Here is a 19,751-nt window from a genome sequence, read left to right as displayed (position 1 = left end):
CACAAAATCGAGTTGAAATGAAAAAATAACGATCATTTTTGAAAGTAAAAATATAGCAGAATAGATATAGAATATTTTTAAAAACCAATTAATAGAGGTCCCCATAAGATTAATTATTCCGCAAATTATTAGAATTAAATAAAGTAAACCTGCCAATCTTGCCGTCTTGTCTCTTTTGTTCATATGCTTAGTTTATAAATAGATTTCTATAAAAAAAGACACCGATTTTTTGGAATTGGTTGCCTGTCATTATTAAATACCTTAGAGTATGTTTAAAAAGAATACAAATTGAAAATCAATAGTTTGAGGTTCTGAATATACTTCAAATGGTGAGTATATCGAGATATTTACATTAATTTGAAGTAACCTCACGGTTCTTAAAATATTTGTTTTCAAGAAGTAAGGTTTTTAAACAAGCTCTTAGATTTTATTTCAAAAGAAATTAATAGTGTTTCCTTATATAGTGAATTACAGCAACGGCAAACCCAACCGTTTCTTGATCGCCTTTCTCCAGAACCTTTTTTAGATTTTAAAAAAAAAGAAGTAATATCGGTTCTTTCATATCTGGATGGGATTAGATTTTAGGTTCTGTTATCAGGGATTACTATTATTTAATAGGTTTTTTCGCCATTTGAAGGACTAAGCCGGCATTTCTTGCATTAGCAGGATCATTTAATACTTTTGAATCTCTAATATTATTAGTTGCATGGTCGAGTACTCTTTGTCTTAAATCTGCAATTAATCTAGACCTCAGTACATGTCTGAATTCATGGTGCTGTCCAGGGCTCATAGCTTGATCATGAGCAAGTACTTCTGCACGGGAGGCAGGACCTCCCGGGAGACCACCACTTGTAATTAGTTTTATCGCTTTTTTGGCTTTTCTCTTTAAATTTTTTCTATGACTAATGTTTCTTTGATTTTGAAAGACGGTTGTGCCTCCAGGTGTAACTCTTTGTAAATTTGAGTGTTTTGTACTATGTTGCTTTCCATATTTTTGAACAGCTTTAATTCCCATTACATCTGCTTCTTTTTCTAAATGAACATTATCATTAATAGCTACTCCATTTTCTTTGATGGTAGGATTTACACGACCTTGCTTTTGTTGTACTATGTGCCAGGCTTCATGAGGCAGGTGTTTTTCTTGTCCCGGTGCCAGGTGGATTTGGTTACCTTGCGCATAAGCGTGTGCTTGTAGCTGCGCAGGCTTAGAAGAATTATAATATACACGGGTATCACTCATATCCATGCCAGATAAATTTTCGATACCATTTTTTAATCGATCTGGTAACCCTGTTTTATTCTTCTTTTTTTGAACATGAGCAGTTATCGTATCTAATTGAGCACGTTGTGCAACAGATTTCGGACTTTGACCAATCAAATCCTGTAGCTGCGTGTGATAAGAATTTACAGCCCTATTATCCTTATATTGAATAGCGGGAATACTCTTTTGTTTATTTAAAGAAAAAGAATCTTTTTTATATCGTTGTAGAGAGCTATACATATTCTTACTAGATTAAAGAATTACTAAGGTACTGGAAAAGATATGTATGTGGTATGGGGAAAAGTACCTGTTTTTTAATCAAACCGTGTGATTAAAAAGTTATTAAATGCTATCCAAAATAGGCATATAATAGATAAAATGGTTGCTTTTTAGACTTTAGATATGTAAAAAATCTCCATATTTCTCATGCTCGTATGTAGAGCTTACCAACGATTTATTCCCTTGAGGAGCATATTTATTTTTGTCATACTCGCTATGTCCTTTTTTATCAGAGTCCACCTCAGAGTTAAAATACATAGCATCCATTATTTCATCTTTAGTGAATCCTTTTTTGATCATATCAACCATATGATTATACTCTGGGTGTTCGCCTCTTGCTAATGCACGATGTTGTGTCTTGGAATTCCAAACACCACCCTTTTTATAATTAGCTTTTGATATGTTATGTCTGCTACTAGAAGATTTAGATGTATTTTGGACTAAATCAATCTCATCGGCAAATGCAAGACCATGCAAGGTGATTTCGTGAGCCAATGTTTGTAGTAATTTTCCTTTTTTACCAAATACTTCTTTATTTTTATTTGGATTAATAACAATTTCAATTCTGGATTTTCCATTTGGTTTTACTTGCTTCATTTCGTCCTTGGTTAACGGAAGTTGTTCCATAGTGCCATTTTTTAACTCCACTTCGCCACTTGTTGCACCATAACCACTATCAGCTTTACCAGAAAAAACTAAGGTGTTTTTATTTAGTTTAAATTTGTTATAAAAAGATGGCCATTCATTTTTTAAAAGTGCTACTATATCACGAACAGCTTCTACTCCAGCAACTCCATCTACTTTATTAAGACTCTTCTTGATTGATATTTTTCTTTGTACTGTCCCTGCCTGTGATGATTGCTGATTATTATGTGTTTTGGTAAAAGTAGATGCTGATTGTAATGCTTTGGCTCCCATGACATCAGCTTCGTGTTCTAAACCTGCATTGTCATTAATTTTTACTTTTCCTTTCATTTGCATGGTAGGTTGTACTCTTCCTTGCTTTTGTTGTACTACGTGCCAGGCTTCATGAGGCAGGTGCTTTTCTTGTCCCGGTGCCAGGTGAATTTGGTTACCTTGCGCATAAGCATGTGCTTGTAGCTGCGCAGGCTTAGAAGAATTATAATGTACACGGGTGTCACTCATATCCATGCCAGATAAATTTTCGATACCATTTTTTAATCGGTCTGGTAACCCTGTTTTATTTTCTTTCTTTTGTATAGGAGCAGTAGAGGCATCTATTTTGGCGCGTTGTGCAACAGATTTTGGACTATGTGTAATAGATTCTTGTAGATGAGTATGATAAAAACTTATGGGTCTATTATCTCTAAACTGGATAGATGGTGTATAATTGTTTTTATCTTTAGTAAAAGTTTTTTTTGATTGTATATACATGTTTTTACTGATTAAATAAAGTACTAATATATTTAAAAAATGGGATTTTTCCCTTTTTTGAAATGACTTTATCTTTTTTATTATGTGTAAATATCCAAAGGGATTAAGGATAAAATATCATTTTAGAACTTGAAATCAGGAGCTAAAAAATTATTGAATTTTATGATAAAGTAGCGATGAAGATGAGTGTTTTTAGTTCAGTAAACTATCTTGTGGTAAGTCTCGGAGCATTCAAATCTCGATTATCTAGTAAATTTAGAGTGTAAGTGGTTTTATTATATTGGGGTAAGAAATTACATAAGAAGTATTAGCTTTCAGGTTTTTTATAGAATAAGATTCTCCATTACTCCACCTGATTTCAATATTGGTTTTAGTATCTGTGCCTAATCCAAAGTGTTGAATTTTAGGATGTACCGATAGATATCCTGTAGTACTATGAATTTCGCGCCAGATATTTTTATGATGTTTGCTATTCAAAATTAAAGAAGACCCTATTGCATCTTTATTGATTTTTGCTTCAGGGCTACCTATAAGCTTTATTTTGATCCAATTATTTGTATTTGAAGCCTTGTTTTCCAGTATATTAGCACTGTCGTGATAGTTGTTTACGATAATATCCAGATCACCATCATTGTCATAATCAAAATACGAAGCGCTTCTGGCATTGCTGTTAATAGCCACTCCGAGTTCTGAAGCTTTGTCGAGTAATTTACCACCTTCATTTACAAAAAACACATTTTTTTCTCTGTGACTTTTGGCATACACAATGGATTTTGATTGCTCCTGTCTTTCAAAATAAAATGGATTTTCACTGGAATACACACTAAAATCGTTCATTCCATTCAGGCAATATAAATCCTCATCGCCATCATTGTCATAATCAAAGAAATCTGCATCCCAGGACCAACCTGTGGCAGAATAACCTCTTCCTATATCTGTAGATAATTGATAGCCTTGTAAGCTATTCTTTTCGACCCTGGATAAAAATAAATCATTTGCTTCTATTGTTCTGATATTTGCCATTTTTTTTGGATCAAATTTCATTTCCGTATCTTCATTAGGGTTGACATATTTCTCATCCTTTTGCATCACGACAATATTAGAGATATACAAATCAGGATATAGATCCCGGTTTAAATCTGTAATCCCTACATTCATTGTATACGAAGGTTTATCAGTACCTAATTCCTTACTCGCCTCTATAAATATTCCTTCTGCTGTATTCAGGTAATATTTGTTAACACCGAAATCATTTCCTACAACGAGATCCTGTAATCCATCCTGGTTAATATCCGTGTGACCAAGTGCTTGTGTCCACCCGGAATTAGAAGCTGTATTTTTAGTAAAAGTCACTTCTTTAAAAACAAAATTTCCTAAGTTTCTGAATAATTTATTGGGCATTCCATTTTGATTGTCCCTGCTTAGCGTAGGTAAGGTACCCTTGACATAATTTCCAAAATATCCTATAAAAATATCCAATAATCCATCATTGTCATAGTCAATGGCTGTAGCAGGACCTGCCACTCCGTTTTTGCCTCCAAGGTTAGAGGAGGTACTAACATCTTTAAATCGGGCATTGCCAATATTTTTATACAACTTATGATCATCATTGACATAGGTGATAAAAATATCCTGATTTCCATCATTATTAAAGTCTGCAATAATAGGTTGCCTGGGCTCGCCATAAGAAGTAAGCGTACTGTTCCAGGAATTGATATTGCTGGTTTCTGTAATATCGGTAAAGTAGTTACCTTTTTTAGAATTAAGAAATAATTTGTTTCCGAAACCACCTAATAAAAGTACATCAATTAAGCCATCATTATTTAGATCTTCGCAAGCAACTCCGGATCCGCCAAAAGCAGGTGGAATCGCTAATTTTATTTTTTGTTCTTTATAAGAAGTAGTATAACTCCGAATGAGTCGATTGAGCCAGTCGGATGATTTATGTTCAAAATGAATCGCAGTTTCGTCATTTACTTCTTCGAATCCGGTATTAGAAATAGCATGTGATGTAGAAACGATAAAATTATTTGGTGTAAGGGGTGGGTAAGATGGATAGGAGTCTATTAAATGTTGAATTTTTTTGAATCCCTGAGTAATATCTTCTATATCCAATGTTGTTTTTTGCTGTTCGTGAGAGTGTTTTCCTGCCAATCGTAGTACCAGAACACCCATCTGAGCAATACCTTCTACCATAAGTTCAGCAGCATTTGGATCCAGAGATTGAAGTGATTTCTTTTCTATATCATTCAAAGAATAGTCCAGAATATTCCAATGAAAACCACTATCACGAAACGAATCTAGGTCATAAGACTCTATGGTTACCTTTTGATCTGTATTGTTAGGAAAAAAGGTGACATCTTCAAAGGTGTTGGTATTTGAAGGAAGAAAATCATTTAAGGCAGATTGTACATTAGCCACCCTGATTAAAGCATTTTTATTTTTAATCGCATCGTCGTGAGATCTTAGCAATACTGTATTTGAGAATTGAACCAGAGATTCTAAGTAGTAATTTTTTAAGGTCGCAGAAATGAGGGAGTCTACAGGCCACTGTTGTTTTGCAAAATATACTTGTATGTTTCTCAAAAAGACAGGAGCATTTATCTGATTGTATTTTTGATAAGAAATTAATTTTTGTTTGATAATTGCTTTGATAATGTTGTTACTGCTATTTTTTACGGGTTTATTAGCAGTGATTTTGGGGTATTCTAGTGCTGGAGCAAGACTTTTAGGTTCTTTGGACTGTTGTAATACAAGTATCCAACTATCCTTAATCAACGCTTTAGAAATGTTTTTTTTATTTTGATTGCGAGCAATATTATCAGCTATTTTGAGCGTGACCAGAGTAATCAGGTTTACATAATCATTTACCAGCGATATAGCTTTCTGATCAAAAGATAGCAAGTCAGTCTTTAGAAAAAACAAGGCGTCTTGCTCTACAGATAATAAAGATCTGTAAGTATAGGAAACGGACGAATATTGTTCAAAATCTTTTTGTAAGATTTCAATATGTTTGTTGTCAAACTGATACAGGTAATTACCGTCTTTGTTTCTGCCAAATATAGATAGTGAATCAATTGTGTTCCTGAGATGATTGGGCATAATAACTTTTGCATCGTTAGCAATGGCATTTTTAGATCCTTTTTTCTTAAGATAAAGTATTAATTCTTTTTGAATTTCAATTTTAAAATTTCGTGCTTGCTCATCAAGTGGTGTTCCATACATAAAATCTTCGAGACGACTGGCAGTAGCATAACATTTGGGGTCTTTGTCCTTTTCTAATTCCTGTATTTTTTGGATGATTTCAGAAAAACTGGTATTTTTTTGAGGAGTAACAAAAAGCGGAATAAGAATGCATAGCAGAACGGTAAAAGGTGTAATCTGATAGTGCATAGTGCTGATCTTTTAATAATGACATGTAAAAATACCAATATAAAGATTCACTGTAATAAGTTATTACAGTTTTTAATCATATCTTCCTGTATTTTATAAGAATTATAGAGTGTAATATTTTCTGACTTTAGTGGTTGATGCTTTTTTGAGTTTTTAATATAGTGATATTTTGATAAATAGAAAGTTAAGATAAATATACTCTTGAGAATTACTAAAAATAGTACGATGATATTGCGGTAATAATTGTATTTTTGTCGAGTAATTTAACCTTTTGACTTATCAATATGAAAATACAACTACTCTATGTGGCAATATCAATTGTTGCCATTTCTACAATTTCGGCACAGGAAGATGGAGATATTCTTGAAAAACAATTAATCGCAGATGATTTATTTGTGCAAGGTTCCTTAGGGATTGGTCTCAATATTGTTAATAATCAGGCTTTTGGTTCTGATACGTTCATTATGAAAGAAGATAATTTAAGAATGTTTTTTGATGACAATTCGGGAACAGGATCTTTTCCTGCGAATGATTGGCGTTTTACATTTAATGACACGACTAATGGAGGCGATAACTATTTTTCTATTGATGATGCTACTGCTGGTAATGTTCCTTTTAGAATTGATGCCGGAGCGGGTAACAATGCATTGCGTATTGAATCAGGAGGGAATGTAGGGGTTGGAACTGATAATCCTGCGGTTAAATTTCAGGTAACGGATGGTAATAGCCCTGTAATGCGATTGGAGCAGGATGGATCTGATGGATTTACCCCACAGAGCTGGGATCTGGCTGGTAATGAAGCTAATTTTTTTATCAGAGATGTAACGAATGGGTCTAAACTTTCTTTTAGAATCCAGCCTAATACACCCGAAAATACATTAACATTGAGAGCAAGTGGTACCGTAGGGATTGGAACGTTTGGGCCGAATACCAATGCTTCTATTCATATGAATTCAACATCAAAAGGACTCCTTATTAATAGAATGACCACAGATCAGCGTACTACTTTTGGAGGAACTTTGGCTGCCGGAGATAATGGGATGATGGTTTTTGATAATGAAGAAAATAAATTATATCTGTGGGATGGTACGCAGTGGATAACGAATACTGATGATCAATCACTCAGCATAGCAACCAATGTATTGGCATTAGAGGACGGGGGATCTGTGGATTTATCTTCATTTTTGGACAATACGGATAACCAGGAACTTTCATTGGCAACAAATACACTCAGTATTTCTGGTGGTACAAATACAGTGGATCTTTCTGCATTTGTAAATACAGATAATCAGGATTTAACATCAGCTACACTTACGAATAATCAGTTAACAATAGCTATTGAGAATGGTAATTCTGTTCAGGTTGACTTATCAGCAATATTGACCCCGCTTCAGACAGAGAATGCGACACAACAAGCGCAGATAGATGATTTAATTACCCGTATGGAAACTTTAGAAGCTTGTGCTTGCCAGGTTCTAAATGTTAACGAAAATGAGAATCCCGATGGAAAGGCAAATAAGTCTATTTTATATCAGAATATTCCAAACCCATTTAATGGCACGTCCTCCATTAAGTACTATGTGTCTCACCATGCTAATAAGGCAACAATAGTATTCAGTAATAATAGTGGACAGGTAATGTCTACCGTAAAATTAGAAACATTGGGAGAGGGAGAGTTACAAATTAATAGCGACGGACTTGCTACAGGAATCTATTATTATACATTATATGTCAATGGGCGAAAAGCTGCGGATACCAGAAAAATGATAATAGAATAAGCACAAAGAAATTCATAATAAAAGAGCTAAAGTAATAATGATACTTTGGATTTTTTATTAAACATTAGAGCTGTTCATTGTCTACTATCAATTAGATAGAGTGTAATAGCCTACAAAAGAAATGCTGCATAAAAAAGTGATAAATTTTGTAATAAAAAACAATACAACAATTGGAATAATCATTCCAATTGTTGTATCTTTGGGTGGTGAATAAAAAAGAATCTATATTAGTATCAGCTGTAGAGCTTCTTGCAGAAAAAGGAGTTCATAATACACCGATGTCTGCTATTGCACGTGCTGCAGGTACAGGTATGGGAACTATTTATAATTATTTCCCCAATAAAGAGTTGTTGATTAATGAAATTTATAGAAGTATTAAAGAGAAAGAAAAATCTGTATTTGCAAATTTCCGGCTAAACAAACCGATTAAGACACAGTTTGAAGATTATTTTGCATCTATAGTTACTTTTTTTATCGAAAATCCGGTTTATTTTAAATTTATGGAACAACTGCAAGCCTCCCCAATTATTAGTGACGAAAGCAGGGAAGAAGGTTTTAAATCAGTTGCTGTTGTATGTGAATTATTGGAGAAAGGAAAAGAAGACAGCATTATTAAAAGTATAGCAATTGATGAATTGTTAATGTTTATAGGCGGTGCCATATTATCTTATTTGCGATGGTATTTTAATCAACCAAAAATAAAAACCCCATCATTTACGAATCAGATAGAAATGGTTTGGGATGCGATTAAGAATTAAAAAAAATTATATAAATTATGGAATGAATATTCATTCTAATATAAAACAATGATTATGAATAAAAATGTATTAATTACTGGAACATCAACTGGGGTAGGACTAGAAAGTGCAATATTGTTTGCAAAGAATAATTATAAGGTATATGCCACGATGCGGAATCTGGAGAAGGGAGAAGCCCTTAGAAAGAAAATTGAAGAAGAAAACTTGAATATAGAACTATTACCTCTTGATGTAACAAATATTGGTTCTATTCAATCTGCGGTTAATACCGTTATAGAAAAAGACGGACGAATAGACGTGTTGGTTAATAATGCAGGAGCGGGATTTGCTAAAACAATAGAACAATCGACTGAGGAAGAAATAAGATGGGTGACAGATGTAAACTATCATGGGGTTGTGTTTTGTACACAAGCTGTTTTACCTTTTATGAGAAAACAAAAGTCAGGTCAAATAATTAGTATAACCTCTGTAGGTGGTTTAGTGGGACAACCATTCAATGAATTATATTGCGGAGCAAAATTTGCTGTAGAAGGTTTTATGGAAAGTCTTGCTACCTATGTCAGTGACGCTTTTAATATTAAAATTTCTTGTGTAGAACCAGGAGGAATAGCAACAGAATTTATGACTTCTGCCGTAGAAAAAACAGCAGTTGATGGTAAATTAGCGTCTGGAGAATACCTACCTATTTTTGAGAGATACATGGCTGGTAATCAACAACGAGCGAATGAGAGCAAAGAACAAGTATATCAAACTGGACTAGAAGTGGCTGGAATAGCTCTGGAAGTAGCGCAAAATGAGAATCCACCTTTACGGGTACGTACTTCAAAGTGGGCAGAAGATTTTTGTATGTTAAAAACGCAAGCAGATCCAGATGGGACTAAGTTAGTAAATGAGATTAAGAATAGTTTTTTGTAAAAATAGTAGTTCTAAAATAGTATTAGTGAAGGTTATATAAGCCCTAAAGTATTCAAAAAACAATGCTATCACGATTTCTTGAAGCATAACTTTTTAAATTGTAAAATTTACAATGAACTCATCTTATATTCACTATGCTACCTGATATTAAATGACATAAATCACGAATAAGCATTGTGTTTACAAATGTTATCTTATTTAATAATTGTCATTTAATATCGTGTAGCATTTACAAAGCTCGATTTGTTTTACCTGCGTTTAAAACCGGTTCTTTTATATTTGATTTGTAATCGTATACGTAATACGATTTGTGATTAAAAAATTCGTATAAATTCATTGAATTATTTTTTCTTTATACAAGACAAAAAAATCAAGCATAGCTATAGCTACGGTTTATTTTTTAAATGAAGTAGAAAGGAAAAAGAAACGATGAATATGCGAAATTTTTAGTTATAAATCGTATAAGAGATATCTTGTCCATCTAGATTGTGCAGTTTAAAGGTAAAAAAATGAAGAATTCAGACATCTTTTTACATTGCGGTCAACTATTAATCCCAATGGATTGAGGGTTAGATTCCCATTTTGATAATTTTTTTTGAAGATAGCGAAGCTTGTTGCTTAAAACCTGCATGTTTCTCGGAAAACTTCTCGCACACCCAATATACATGGTATTATATACCTTTTAATACCATGTATATTTTTAGAAAATTTATTATAGCCTGAAACCACTGTAAAATCTAACTCTTTATTATCTTTTCAAATTTCATAACCAAGTTCAAAAGGCATAAAAACGGATTTAATATTCTGTATACCTAGAATTCATCAGGTCATTAAACATTCCCTCTAAATCTTCTAATTAAAATTTTCAGAAATTGAAACTCATACACCTCTTTATTGCGGTTAACCCTTATTAAAATAAAGGATTAAAATCAATGTAAATTATTAAAAAACAGGTATTTATACGGGTGTAAATGAATTGATTTTCTGGCTATATTTAGCATAGTGAATTATGATTCTTGTTCTTTTTAAATCAAGGATTTCATATATTATTTCAGACTATTCTTAGCAGTATTTGTTAAAATAAATATACCCCAAACAAGAATTTACTATTAAATATAATTGATCAATCTAATCAAATTGTTTGATTAGATTTTCGGTCCATTCATATGATTGAAAACTTATAAAATAATCGATACATGCTATTTATAAATATTCGCAATCAATATAATAACGTAAATCAAAAATTATGGTAGTTTCAATTCTTAGACCCACCAATTTTTTAAAAGTCTGTATAATCATATTTTGTATTGGCATAACGGATCTGGCACAGGCACAAATACAAGATACGGTCTATGTAGAAATGGCTGCAATCAATCAGCCATTTATGTACAATAGATTAGGAGCAGCACAACCTACCGGGATGGTATTTGCCTTAATAAGTGATCTGGATACAGATATCACCTATCCAGTTCCTGGTACTATTCTTGGAAAAGTGCGGCTTAGATCTGATAAAAGACCACGGCCAATAGTTCTAAGGGCCAATAAAGGAAACATATTAAAGATAAAATTCACCAATTTATTAGCTCCTTATAATAGTAACGAAATTGTGAATGCATATGGAACAGCCCAACCGGGGACTGTGGATCAAAGTCAAGCAGCAGGAATTTACCCAATGACCAGAGCTGCAGGAGTCCATATCCTTGGAACAGAAATGGCTAATAACATTAGTTCTGATGGTAGCTGGTCAGGAGCTAATGATTCTAGCTTAGCTAATCCAGGAGAGACAAAGGAATATATAGTAAGAGTGCCAGAAGAAGGAACCTTTATGTTATATAGTACAGGAGCAACTGTTGCCCCTGGAGGACAAGCTGGAGGACAATTAACGAATGGTTTATTCGGTACTCTAAATGTACAACCAGAAGGGGCTGAATGGTATCGAAGTCAGGTTACTGAAGAAGATTTAGATAAAACGATTACACATTATGAACAACTTTCAGAATATGCTAACACACCAAATATCCGCGTAAAGAAAAGTGATGTATCCAATATTTATGATATGGAAAGGACATTTCCTATTATAGATTACAATAAGAAAGATGCTAATGGAAAGCCAATCTTAAAAATGTATACAGAACAGGAACATGCTGATGGTAGTGTAACCAGAACCATAGTTCATACGGATTTAACAGCGATAATTACAGGTCCAGATGCGGGAGATTTCACGGGAGAAAGCCCTTCTTTTTTTGAGGTTCCTGCTTCTCCAGACAGAAGAAGACCTTATCGTGAGTTTGGAATTCATTATCATGAATCACCGTGGACTGTACAAGCATTTCCTATATTCTATCAGGATAATAATTTTGCCAACAAATTTGGAGGAGATAGTCTGGCTCTTAAAAACACATTAGCAACCGGAAAAGATAATTTTTCCATAAATTATGGATCGGGAGGGATTGGAGCTGAGATTTATGCCAATAGAATTGGAGTAGGACCGATGGCAGATTGTGATGATTGTGCCTATGAAGAGTTCTTTCTAAGTTCCTGGTCAGTTGGAGATCCGTCTACTATCGTCGACATTCCTGCAAATTCTGCATCTATCACTGCACAGAATGTTACACAACAGAATCAGTTCCTGAAAAATTCTAATCCAGCAGATTCTATACAATTAGAACCTCTTAAAATACCTAAAGCTAAAAAAGTATTATATCCTGATGATCCGTCTAATGTGTATCATAGTTATATGAATGATCACGTAAAATTTAGAGTTACTCATGCGGGAGCAGGTCTTACGCACGTGCATCATCAGCATGCACATCAATGGTTACACTCTCCTAATAGTGATGAAGGGCATTATCTAGATAGTCAAACAATCAATCCCGGATCATCTTATACCTTAGAAATGGTATATAACGGGAGTGGAAATTTAAATAAAACCGTAGGAGATCAAATTTTTCACTGTCATTTCTATCCTCATTTTGCACAGGGTATGTGGGCCATGTGGCGAGTACACGATGTATTAGAACTAGGAACAAAATTAGATGCTAATGGAATCGCAGCATCAAATTCCAGAGCGTTACCGGATGGTGAAATATCGGCAGGAACTCCTATCCCTGGATTAGTTCCTATCCCAAAAAGAGCGATGGCTCCAGTACCTTCTAAAATTCATATAGAGGATGGAGAAATAGTCATAGATGATCTTACAAGAAATCCAGGATTTCCATTTTTTATACCAGGAGTTTCAGGAAGCAGACCACCACATCCTCCGCTGGATTTTGCAAAAGGAGCCATCTATAATGCCGTAGGAGATTCTATTGGGTATGGCCCCCTTAATGGAGGACTTCCCAGAAATGTAATCTATCAAGCAGCTGTTCCTTTTGAAAATCATACCCCTTATGACTGGACAAAAATTATAGAAGAGATTGAAATTATTGAGTTACCAGAAGATGGTACAGAAGTAGAAAAAGTAGCCATGGCAACTCATGCGATACGAAATCATGCAACGATGACTCCAGAAGGTGATAGCGCGACTTTTATCCTAAACGGTTTGCCTCCGGTATCAGGTGCTCCATTTGCTGACCCAGCAGTGGATCTTAACGGTAATAAAGTAGGTACAAAAAGAACGTATAAGGCAGCAAATATTCAACTAGATGTCGTTCTTAATAAAAAGGGTTGGCATTATCCTCAACAAAGAATTATTTCACTATGGGGAGATGTATCTTCTAATATTCAGGGTGAAAAACCTCCTGAACCATTTTATTTTAGAGCGAACTCCAGAGAATATATAGAATTTTGGCATACCAATTTAATTCCTGAGTATTATGAACTAGATGACTATCAAGTGCGTACTCCAACAGATATTATTGGACAACATATTCACTTGGTAAAATTTGATGTTACTTCTTCTGATGGAGCTGCAAACGGATGGAATTATGAAGATGGAACACTCGCTCCTGATATGGTAACACATCGTATTGATGCAATCAATGATGGAGGAAAGAGATATACCTATGTATATCAACCAGGAAAACCAATTACAGATGTAGCTTCTTACTCAGTTAATGAAAATCTATTAACCCCACATGAACCAAATCCAATATGGGGTAATGCTCCTGAGGGACAAGATTGGAAAGGAGCACAAACTACGATTCAACGATGGTATTCGGATCCATTATTAAATAACAGAGGTGAAGATCGAACACTTAGAACGGTATTTACTCATGATCATTTTGGCCCTTCAACTCATCAACAGATCGGACTGTATGCAGGGCTATTAATAGAACCTTTTAAATCAAGATGGATAAACCCGATTACAGGAGAACCTTTGGGTATCGCAAACAATGGAGTAAAACGTCCCATTACCGTAAATGGAATGCAGCGAGAAGTAAGTGATGGAGGCCCTACAAGTTGGCAAGCAAATATTATAACAGAAAACACAGAAGAGAGTTATCGAGAATTTATGTTAGAATTTCAGGATACGCAACAAGCATATTTACCAGATAGTAGAGAAACTCCTGATGTTTATCCAAAATTTCCTAAAGATTATTCTGGACAAGCAAAAGTACAATTCATTGATTCAGTTAATGCATATACGGGATGGATGGATCCTGATAAAGTTATTAGTAATCAGGCATATCCTGAATTAGTATCATTTGGTTTTAGAGGTACATATTCTATGAATTATAGAAATGAACCACTACCACTGCGAGCATCTACACCTAATGCTAGTGGCAATTATACACAGGCTCCTAACCCTGCCGGGAATTTAGCTTATGTATATAGCTCAATGACTAACAGAGCAGATCCGGCCTTTAACACACAACCAGTAGGAGGTTTTTTAATTCCGGGGAGTAATACTTTTAGGTTTCCGGTAAATCCTATAGGAGCAGGCATGCAACCAGGCGATCCATATACTCCCCTGTTTAGAGCATATGAAAATGACAAAATCCAAATCAGAACTCTAGTAGGCGCACATGTAACTTCACACTTCTTCAATGTACACGGAGTTAACTGGCTTTTTGAACCTTCTAATCAAAACTCTGGTTTACGATCTACTCAAAATATGGGGTTATCAGAACATTTCGAGATGAATTTTCAATTACCTGTAACTGATAAAACAGTCAACACTAATGAATTTACAGATTATCTATATGAAGCGAGTGCAGATGCTACGGGCAGACAGGCTGGTCTTTGGGGATTGATGCGTGCATATGATACTGCGCAAACAGATATTGTACCGCTACCAAATAATAATGTTTTAACAGATCCGATAAAATCTTTGCCTAAGAATTGCGGTTGTCCTGCTGAAGCTACTAAGAGAACTTTTAATGTAACTGCTATTTCTGTAGATCAATTAGGGGGAGTTCTTGTGTATAATGAACGATTTGGTAATAAGGAAGATGATGCGATTGTGTTTATAAAAGATGAACAACTGGCTTCCAAAACCTGGAAACAGGAGCCCTTAGTATTGAGAGCGAATGCTGGAGAATGTGTAGTTGTAAATCTTACCAATAAGATTACCAAAGGGTTCCAAACTAATCCTGGTACCTATAGTTATAAAAGTAAAAGTGGAAAAGGGATAAGTACGAGTTTAGTTGCTTCTTCTGATGTTGGATTGCACGCAGAATTGTTATCTTATGATGTTGGAAAAAATGATGGAGCCAATATAGGACTTAATCAATCTCAGACTGTATCTATTGGAAATAGCAGAACTTATGAATGGTATGCAGGAAAATGGCAAGGCAACACTCCAATTCCTGTCGAATTTGGATCAGTCGTCCTTTCCGCTCCTGATCCTCTGGAACAATATGTAAAAGGGTTGTTCGGAGCTCTCATTATAGAACCAGAAGGAACTACATGGGTAGAAGATATAAACTCATCTCATTCTGCTAATATTTATGATAGCGAGCAAAAACTATTATTCCGTGAGTTCGTAATGCAATTTCAGGATAATATTACTGTGGCTACAGATTCAACAGATACTGCAGGTTTTGGAATAGTGTCCTATGCTCTTAATTATAGATCAGAACCTATGCAAAGTAGGTTACCTGATCCAAAGAATAATAACAATCTAAATACTAATGATTTAGCAGGAATTACTTCTAATGATAGTTCTGGTGATGGTTATTACCCTGCAACTCCTCACTTTATAGCAAAAGCAGGCGTTCCGCTACGTCTTCGCCTACTACATCCTGGAGGTAATGGAAAAACAGAAACCTTTAATCTACACGGACATATATGGCAGGAAGAACCTTATACCGATAATTCTACCCAATTAGGATATAATGATACATCACAATGGTTCGGGTTTAGAGATCAAGTTGGCCCGTTAAACAGTTTTGATTTATTGATTAATAGTGCAGGAGGTGATAATAAGGTGACAGGAGATTATTTGTATAGTAGTATGCTCAATCAAAGTTTTAATGGAGGTATTTGGGGAATTATGACAGTTACCGATGATTCTGATTATCTCTATGTAGAAAACGTACAAATCAAAAAAGGAAAAACTGCTGTTTCTGGAATAGCTTCTGTTGATCCATCGACAGGAAAGTTACCAGAGTACGTTTTATTAAAAGCGAATGGAAAACAAATATCAAAAAAAGAATTGAATCCTAATGGAACTGGAAGCTGGGAATTTAAAAACATAAGTAATAAGACCATAGCAAGTGGTTTTGAGATAGTATCTTCTGAAGGAGCCATATTAAAAGCAGATAAAAAATCATTAGAACGTATAGAAAAATCTAACAGACTTATTTCTAAAGTAATACAAAAAAGGATACATCCACTTCTTCAAGAAGCTGGTGTAAAACCCGATCGTGTAGAAAGTAAGAAAGTGAAAATGAATTAATTGAAATATATACCGATGATGAATTTCAAAATAAATCAAACGAACTGGAGATATCTTGTATACTGCTTCCTGTTTTCAGAGTTGATAATAGCTCAGGGATCTTATCATAAATCAGTGGTCAAAGAAGGTATCAAAGTAGATTTTTCACTAGCACATCTTGCGAAGGATAAAGTTGATGGAGAGTTTAAGGAAGGTGATCATTTAGTATTTCAGTTTAAAATTTCTGATACCATTACAGGAAAACCACTTTCAGGCTCTTTTCCTGCCGCTTGGATGGATAAAGTGAATAAAAAGAAGTCTGTAGATTGCGGTAAAAAAATTGTTTCTTTTATAGAAGGAGGATTACTATCCCGACCAGAATTGGATCTTAATGTCTATTATGTCTTAACATTAAATGATGACAATACTATTAATGTGGTTGATCCTCTATTTAATTTTGGAGGATCACAATTATTAACCCAAATACAAATCCCCAGTACGGGATATGATTGGGTGGTAAAAGAGAATCAAACAATGGTATATGTATCCATGCCGGATACTAATCAGGTAGCATTTATAAATACTTCAGATATGAAGAATACATACAATGTTGAAATACCTGGACAACCTAAAGATATTATTTTACAAAAAGATGAACGGTACTTATGGGTAACCTATGATAATCCGGGAAAGTTTGAAACCACCTCGGGAGTAGCTGTAATTGATACTGAAAAAAAAATACTCGTAACAAATATTCAAACAGGAAGCGGAGCACACGATATTGTCACAGGTGATACTAATAAATATGTGTATATATCCAATCAAAGCAGTAGAACTATCTCTGTAATCGATATTCAATCTCTTAAAAAAGTAAAAGATATTCTGGTTCCGGATGCGCCAATATCATTAGACTATTCTCATAAAGCAGATGCATTGTATGTGGTAAATAAAATAAGTTCGATGGTCACAGTTATAGATAGTAAAACGCATCAGATTATTGAAAACATCCAAACGACAAAAGGAGTAAATAAAATAACTTTTGCACCAGACGGCAGACTTGGTTTTATTTTAAACCCAGAAAAGCATATGATACATATTTTGGATGTTGCTACGAATAGGATTGTACAATCTGCCGATGTAGATGAACAACCAGATGAGGTAAGTTTTTCTGATGAACTTGCCTATGTTAGACATTTAGGTAGTGAAACAGTATGGATGATCCCCCTGGATGTTATTGGAAAAGAAGGAACAGAAGTTCCATTAATTGATTTTAGTGGAGGACAAAACCCTCCTGCACTGGGAGCTGCTATAAATGATGCTCCAGGCATTGTGCAAGCACCTGGAGCCAATGCCGTATTGGTTTCTAATTACCTGGATAAATCCATTTACTATTATACTGAAGGAATGGCTGCCCCCAGCGGACATTTTAGCACCTACGGGAAAAGACCTAAAGCGGTATTAGCTATTGATAAAAGCATTGAAGAGGTTACACCGGGAACATATGAAACAACAGTTCAATTAAGAACCCCGGGAGATTATGAAGTAAGTCTTTTCATGGATGTTCCCTCTTTTATGGAATGTTTTCCCGTGACTGTACTACCCAATAAAGAAAAAGAAAAGGAACGTTTAAAAAATAGTTTGGGATCATTATCGATAAACTATTTATCTCCCAATACCCATCCTAAAATAGAGAATGAAGTTTCTGTAATCTTTGAATTATTTGATATCAATACACAGAAAAAAGTTTCAGAGTTGAGAGATGTTAGAATAATGACTATGAATAGTGGAGGAAGAGGACACCATTCATTGATAGTAAAAGAGTCTGAATCCAAAGGGATTTATGAGACCAGTTTAAAATTTAAAGAAGAAGGACTGCACTACATATATGTAGAATGTTTATCAAGAGGGTTGACGTATAATAACCCTCAGTTTTTGACACTTTATGCTTACAAATAAAAATATCGGATCACTAAAAAACAAATCATCATCTACTATGAAAAATTTTAAAATTAGTATACTCTTAATGATAATAATAGTATCACAACCTGTATTATCTCAGATAGCTAAAGATGGTAAAAAAGCTGCTTGTTGTGTTATGTCTGATAAAGGAGCCGAAAAAGAAAATTGTACTCAGAAGGGATCAATGAGTCCTGATATACCACTACTGAATCAATATGGAGAATCTGTAAATTTCCAGGACCTGATCAAAGAAAAAGTAGTAGCTCTTAATTTTATTTTTACCAGTTGCAAAACTATTTGTCCTCCCATGGGAGCTAATTTTGCGCAGCTTAAAAAAATAATGAGTAAACGGGTAGAAAATTCAGAATTGGTTATGCTCACAATTAGTATTGACCCCACCACTGATACCCCTGAACGCTTATTAGAATGGAGTAATAAGTTTGAAGCAGGATCGGGATGGACCTTACTTACCGGAGAAAAGAAAAACGTCAATACAGTATTAAAAGAACTGGAGGTATATACAGCCTTAAAAGAAGAACATGCACCTATTATATTATTGGGTAAAGGAGGAGAAAACAAATGGATACGAGCTAATGGATTGGCAGAACCTAAAGAGCTCGCAAAGACATTGAATACTTTTTTTGATTCTCCCACACTAGGACAAAATAATATCAAAGAAAAAAAAGAAGAAGCCTTTAATCGGGATGAGAATTATTTTACCAATGTAGAACTGATTAATCAACATGGGGATACGATGAGGTTATATACCGATTTAATGAAGGATAAAGTCGTCATTATTAATCCCTTCTTTTCCGAATGCAAAGGAGTTTGCCCATTAATGAGTAGCAACCTCGAGAAAATTCAGGAATATCTGGGAGATCGTTTAGGCAATGATGTACACATCATTTCTATGACTGTAGACTATAAAACAGATCAGGAAGAGGTTTTAAAAACATATGCAGAAGCATATAATGCTCGTGATGGTTGGTATTTTGTAACAGGAAAAAAAGAAAATATTGAATTTGCATTAAAAAAATTAGGAAAAAATGTCACTACCAGAGAAGGTCATGATTCCATTTTCCTGATTGGAAACCTAAATACTAAGCTTTGGAAAAAAGTAAATGGATTAGCATCTGTAAATGATATTATCGCTCAGGTAGATAGTGTTGTAAATGATCAAATCGATTAAGCCT

10 protein-coding genes are annotated in these 19,751 nt (G+C 34.5%); 6 read left to right on the top strand and 4 right to left on the bottom strand.

Annotated features, from left to right (window positions below):
• From F0000_RS28095 to F0000_RS07400, 4 genes are all read right to left on the bottom strand, one after another.
• On the bottom strand, positions 1 to 183 hold a 183-nt coding region (locus tag F0000_RS28095; RefSeq protein WP_223148884.1), incomplete at its 3' end, for a hypothetical protein.
• Between the two features lie 424 nt (positions 184 to 607).
• The gene (locus F0000_RS07410) at positions 608 to 1,501 is read right to left on the bottom strand and encodes a DUF4157 domain-containing protein (RefSeq protein WP_149624082.1); all 894 of its coding nucleotides are present in this window, start codon (positions 1,499 to 1,501) and stop codon (positions 608 to 610) included.
• Positions 1,502 to 1,657: 156 nt separating this feature from the next.
• Entirely contained in the window at positions 1,658 to 2,935 is a 1,278-nt protein-coding gene (locus F0000_RS07405; protein ID WP_149624081.1) for a DUF4157 domain-containing protein, read from the bottom strand.
• A gap of 255 nt (positions 2,936 to 3,190) precedes the next feature.
• Positions 3,191 to 6,328: a CRTAC1 family protein gene (locus F0000_RS07400; protein WP_149624080.1), complete on the bottom strand. Its 3,138-nt coding sequence runs from the start codon at positions 6,326 to 6,328 to the stop codon at positions 3,191 to 3,193.
• Positions 6,329 to 6,612: 284 nt separating this feature from the next.
• Here F0000_RS07400 and F0000_RS07395 point away from each other — a divergent pair, with 284 nt between their 5' ends.
• From F0000_RS07395 to F0000_RS07370, 6 genes are all read left to right on the top strand, one after another.
• Positions 6,613 to 8,106, top strand: coding sequence for a T9SS type A sorting domain-containing protein (locus F0000_RS07395; protein WP_149624079.1), 1,494 nt, complete (start codon positions 6,613 to 6,615; stop codon positions 8,104 to 8,106).
• A gap of 206 nt (positions 8,107 to 8,312) precedes the next feature.
• Complete coding sequence (locus F0000_RS07390) at positions 8,313 to 8,864, top strand: TetR/AcrR family transcriptional regulator (protein ID WP_149624078.1); 552 nt, start codon at positions 8,313 to 8,315, stop codon at positions 8,862 to 8,864.
• Between the two features lie 54 nt (positions 8,865 to 8,918).
• Entirely contained in the window at positions 8,919 to 9,779 is an 861-nt protein-coding gene (locus F0000_RS07385) for an SDR family oxidoreductase (protein ID WP_149624077.1), read from the top strand.
• Positions 9,780 to 11,025: 1,246 nt separating this feature from the next.
• Positions 11,026 to 16,620 carry a copper oxidase gene (locus F0000_RS07380; RefSeq protein ID WP_149624076.1) on the top strand — a complete coding sequence of 1,865 codons (5,595 nt, stop codon included), beginning with the start codon at positions 11,026 to 11,028 and terminating at the stop codon, positions 16,618 to 16,620.
• An 18-nt stretch (positions 16,621 to 16,638) separates the two neighbouring features.
• Positions 16,639 to 18,555 (top strand): YncE family protein, encoded by a 1,917-nt coding sequence (locus F0000_RS07375; RefSeq protein WP_149624075.1) that lies wholly within the window; start codon positions 16,639 to 16,641, stop codon positions 18,553 to 18,555.
• 37 nt (positions 18,556 to 18,592) lie between these two features.
• Positions 18,593 to 19,747, top strand: coding sequence for an SCO family protein (locus F0000_RS07370; RefSeq protein WP_188112046.1), 1,155 nt, complete (start codon positions 18,593 to 18,595; stop codon positions 19,745 to 19,747).
• Positions 19,748 to 19,751: the final 4 nt, after the last annotated feature.

The organism is Aquimarina sp. RZ0, assembly GCF_008370685.1.
Classification (GTDB): domain Bacteria; phylum Bacteroidota; class Bacteroidia; order Flavobacteriales; family Flavobacteriaceae; genus Aquimarina.
This window is presented reverse-complemented; position numbering and strand designations above follow the sequence as displayed.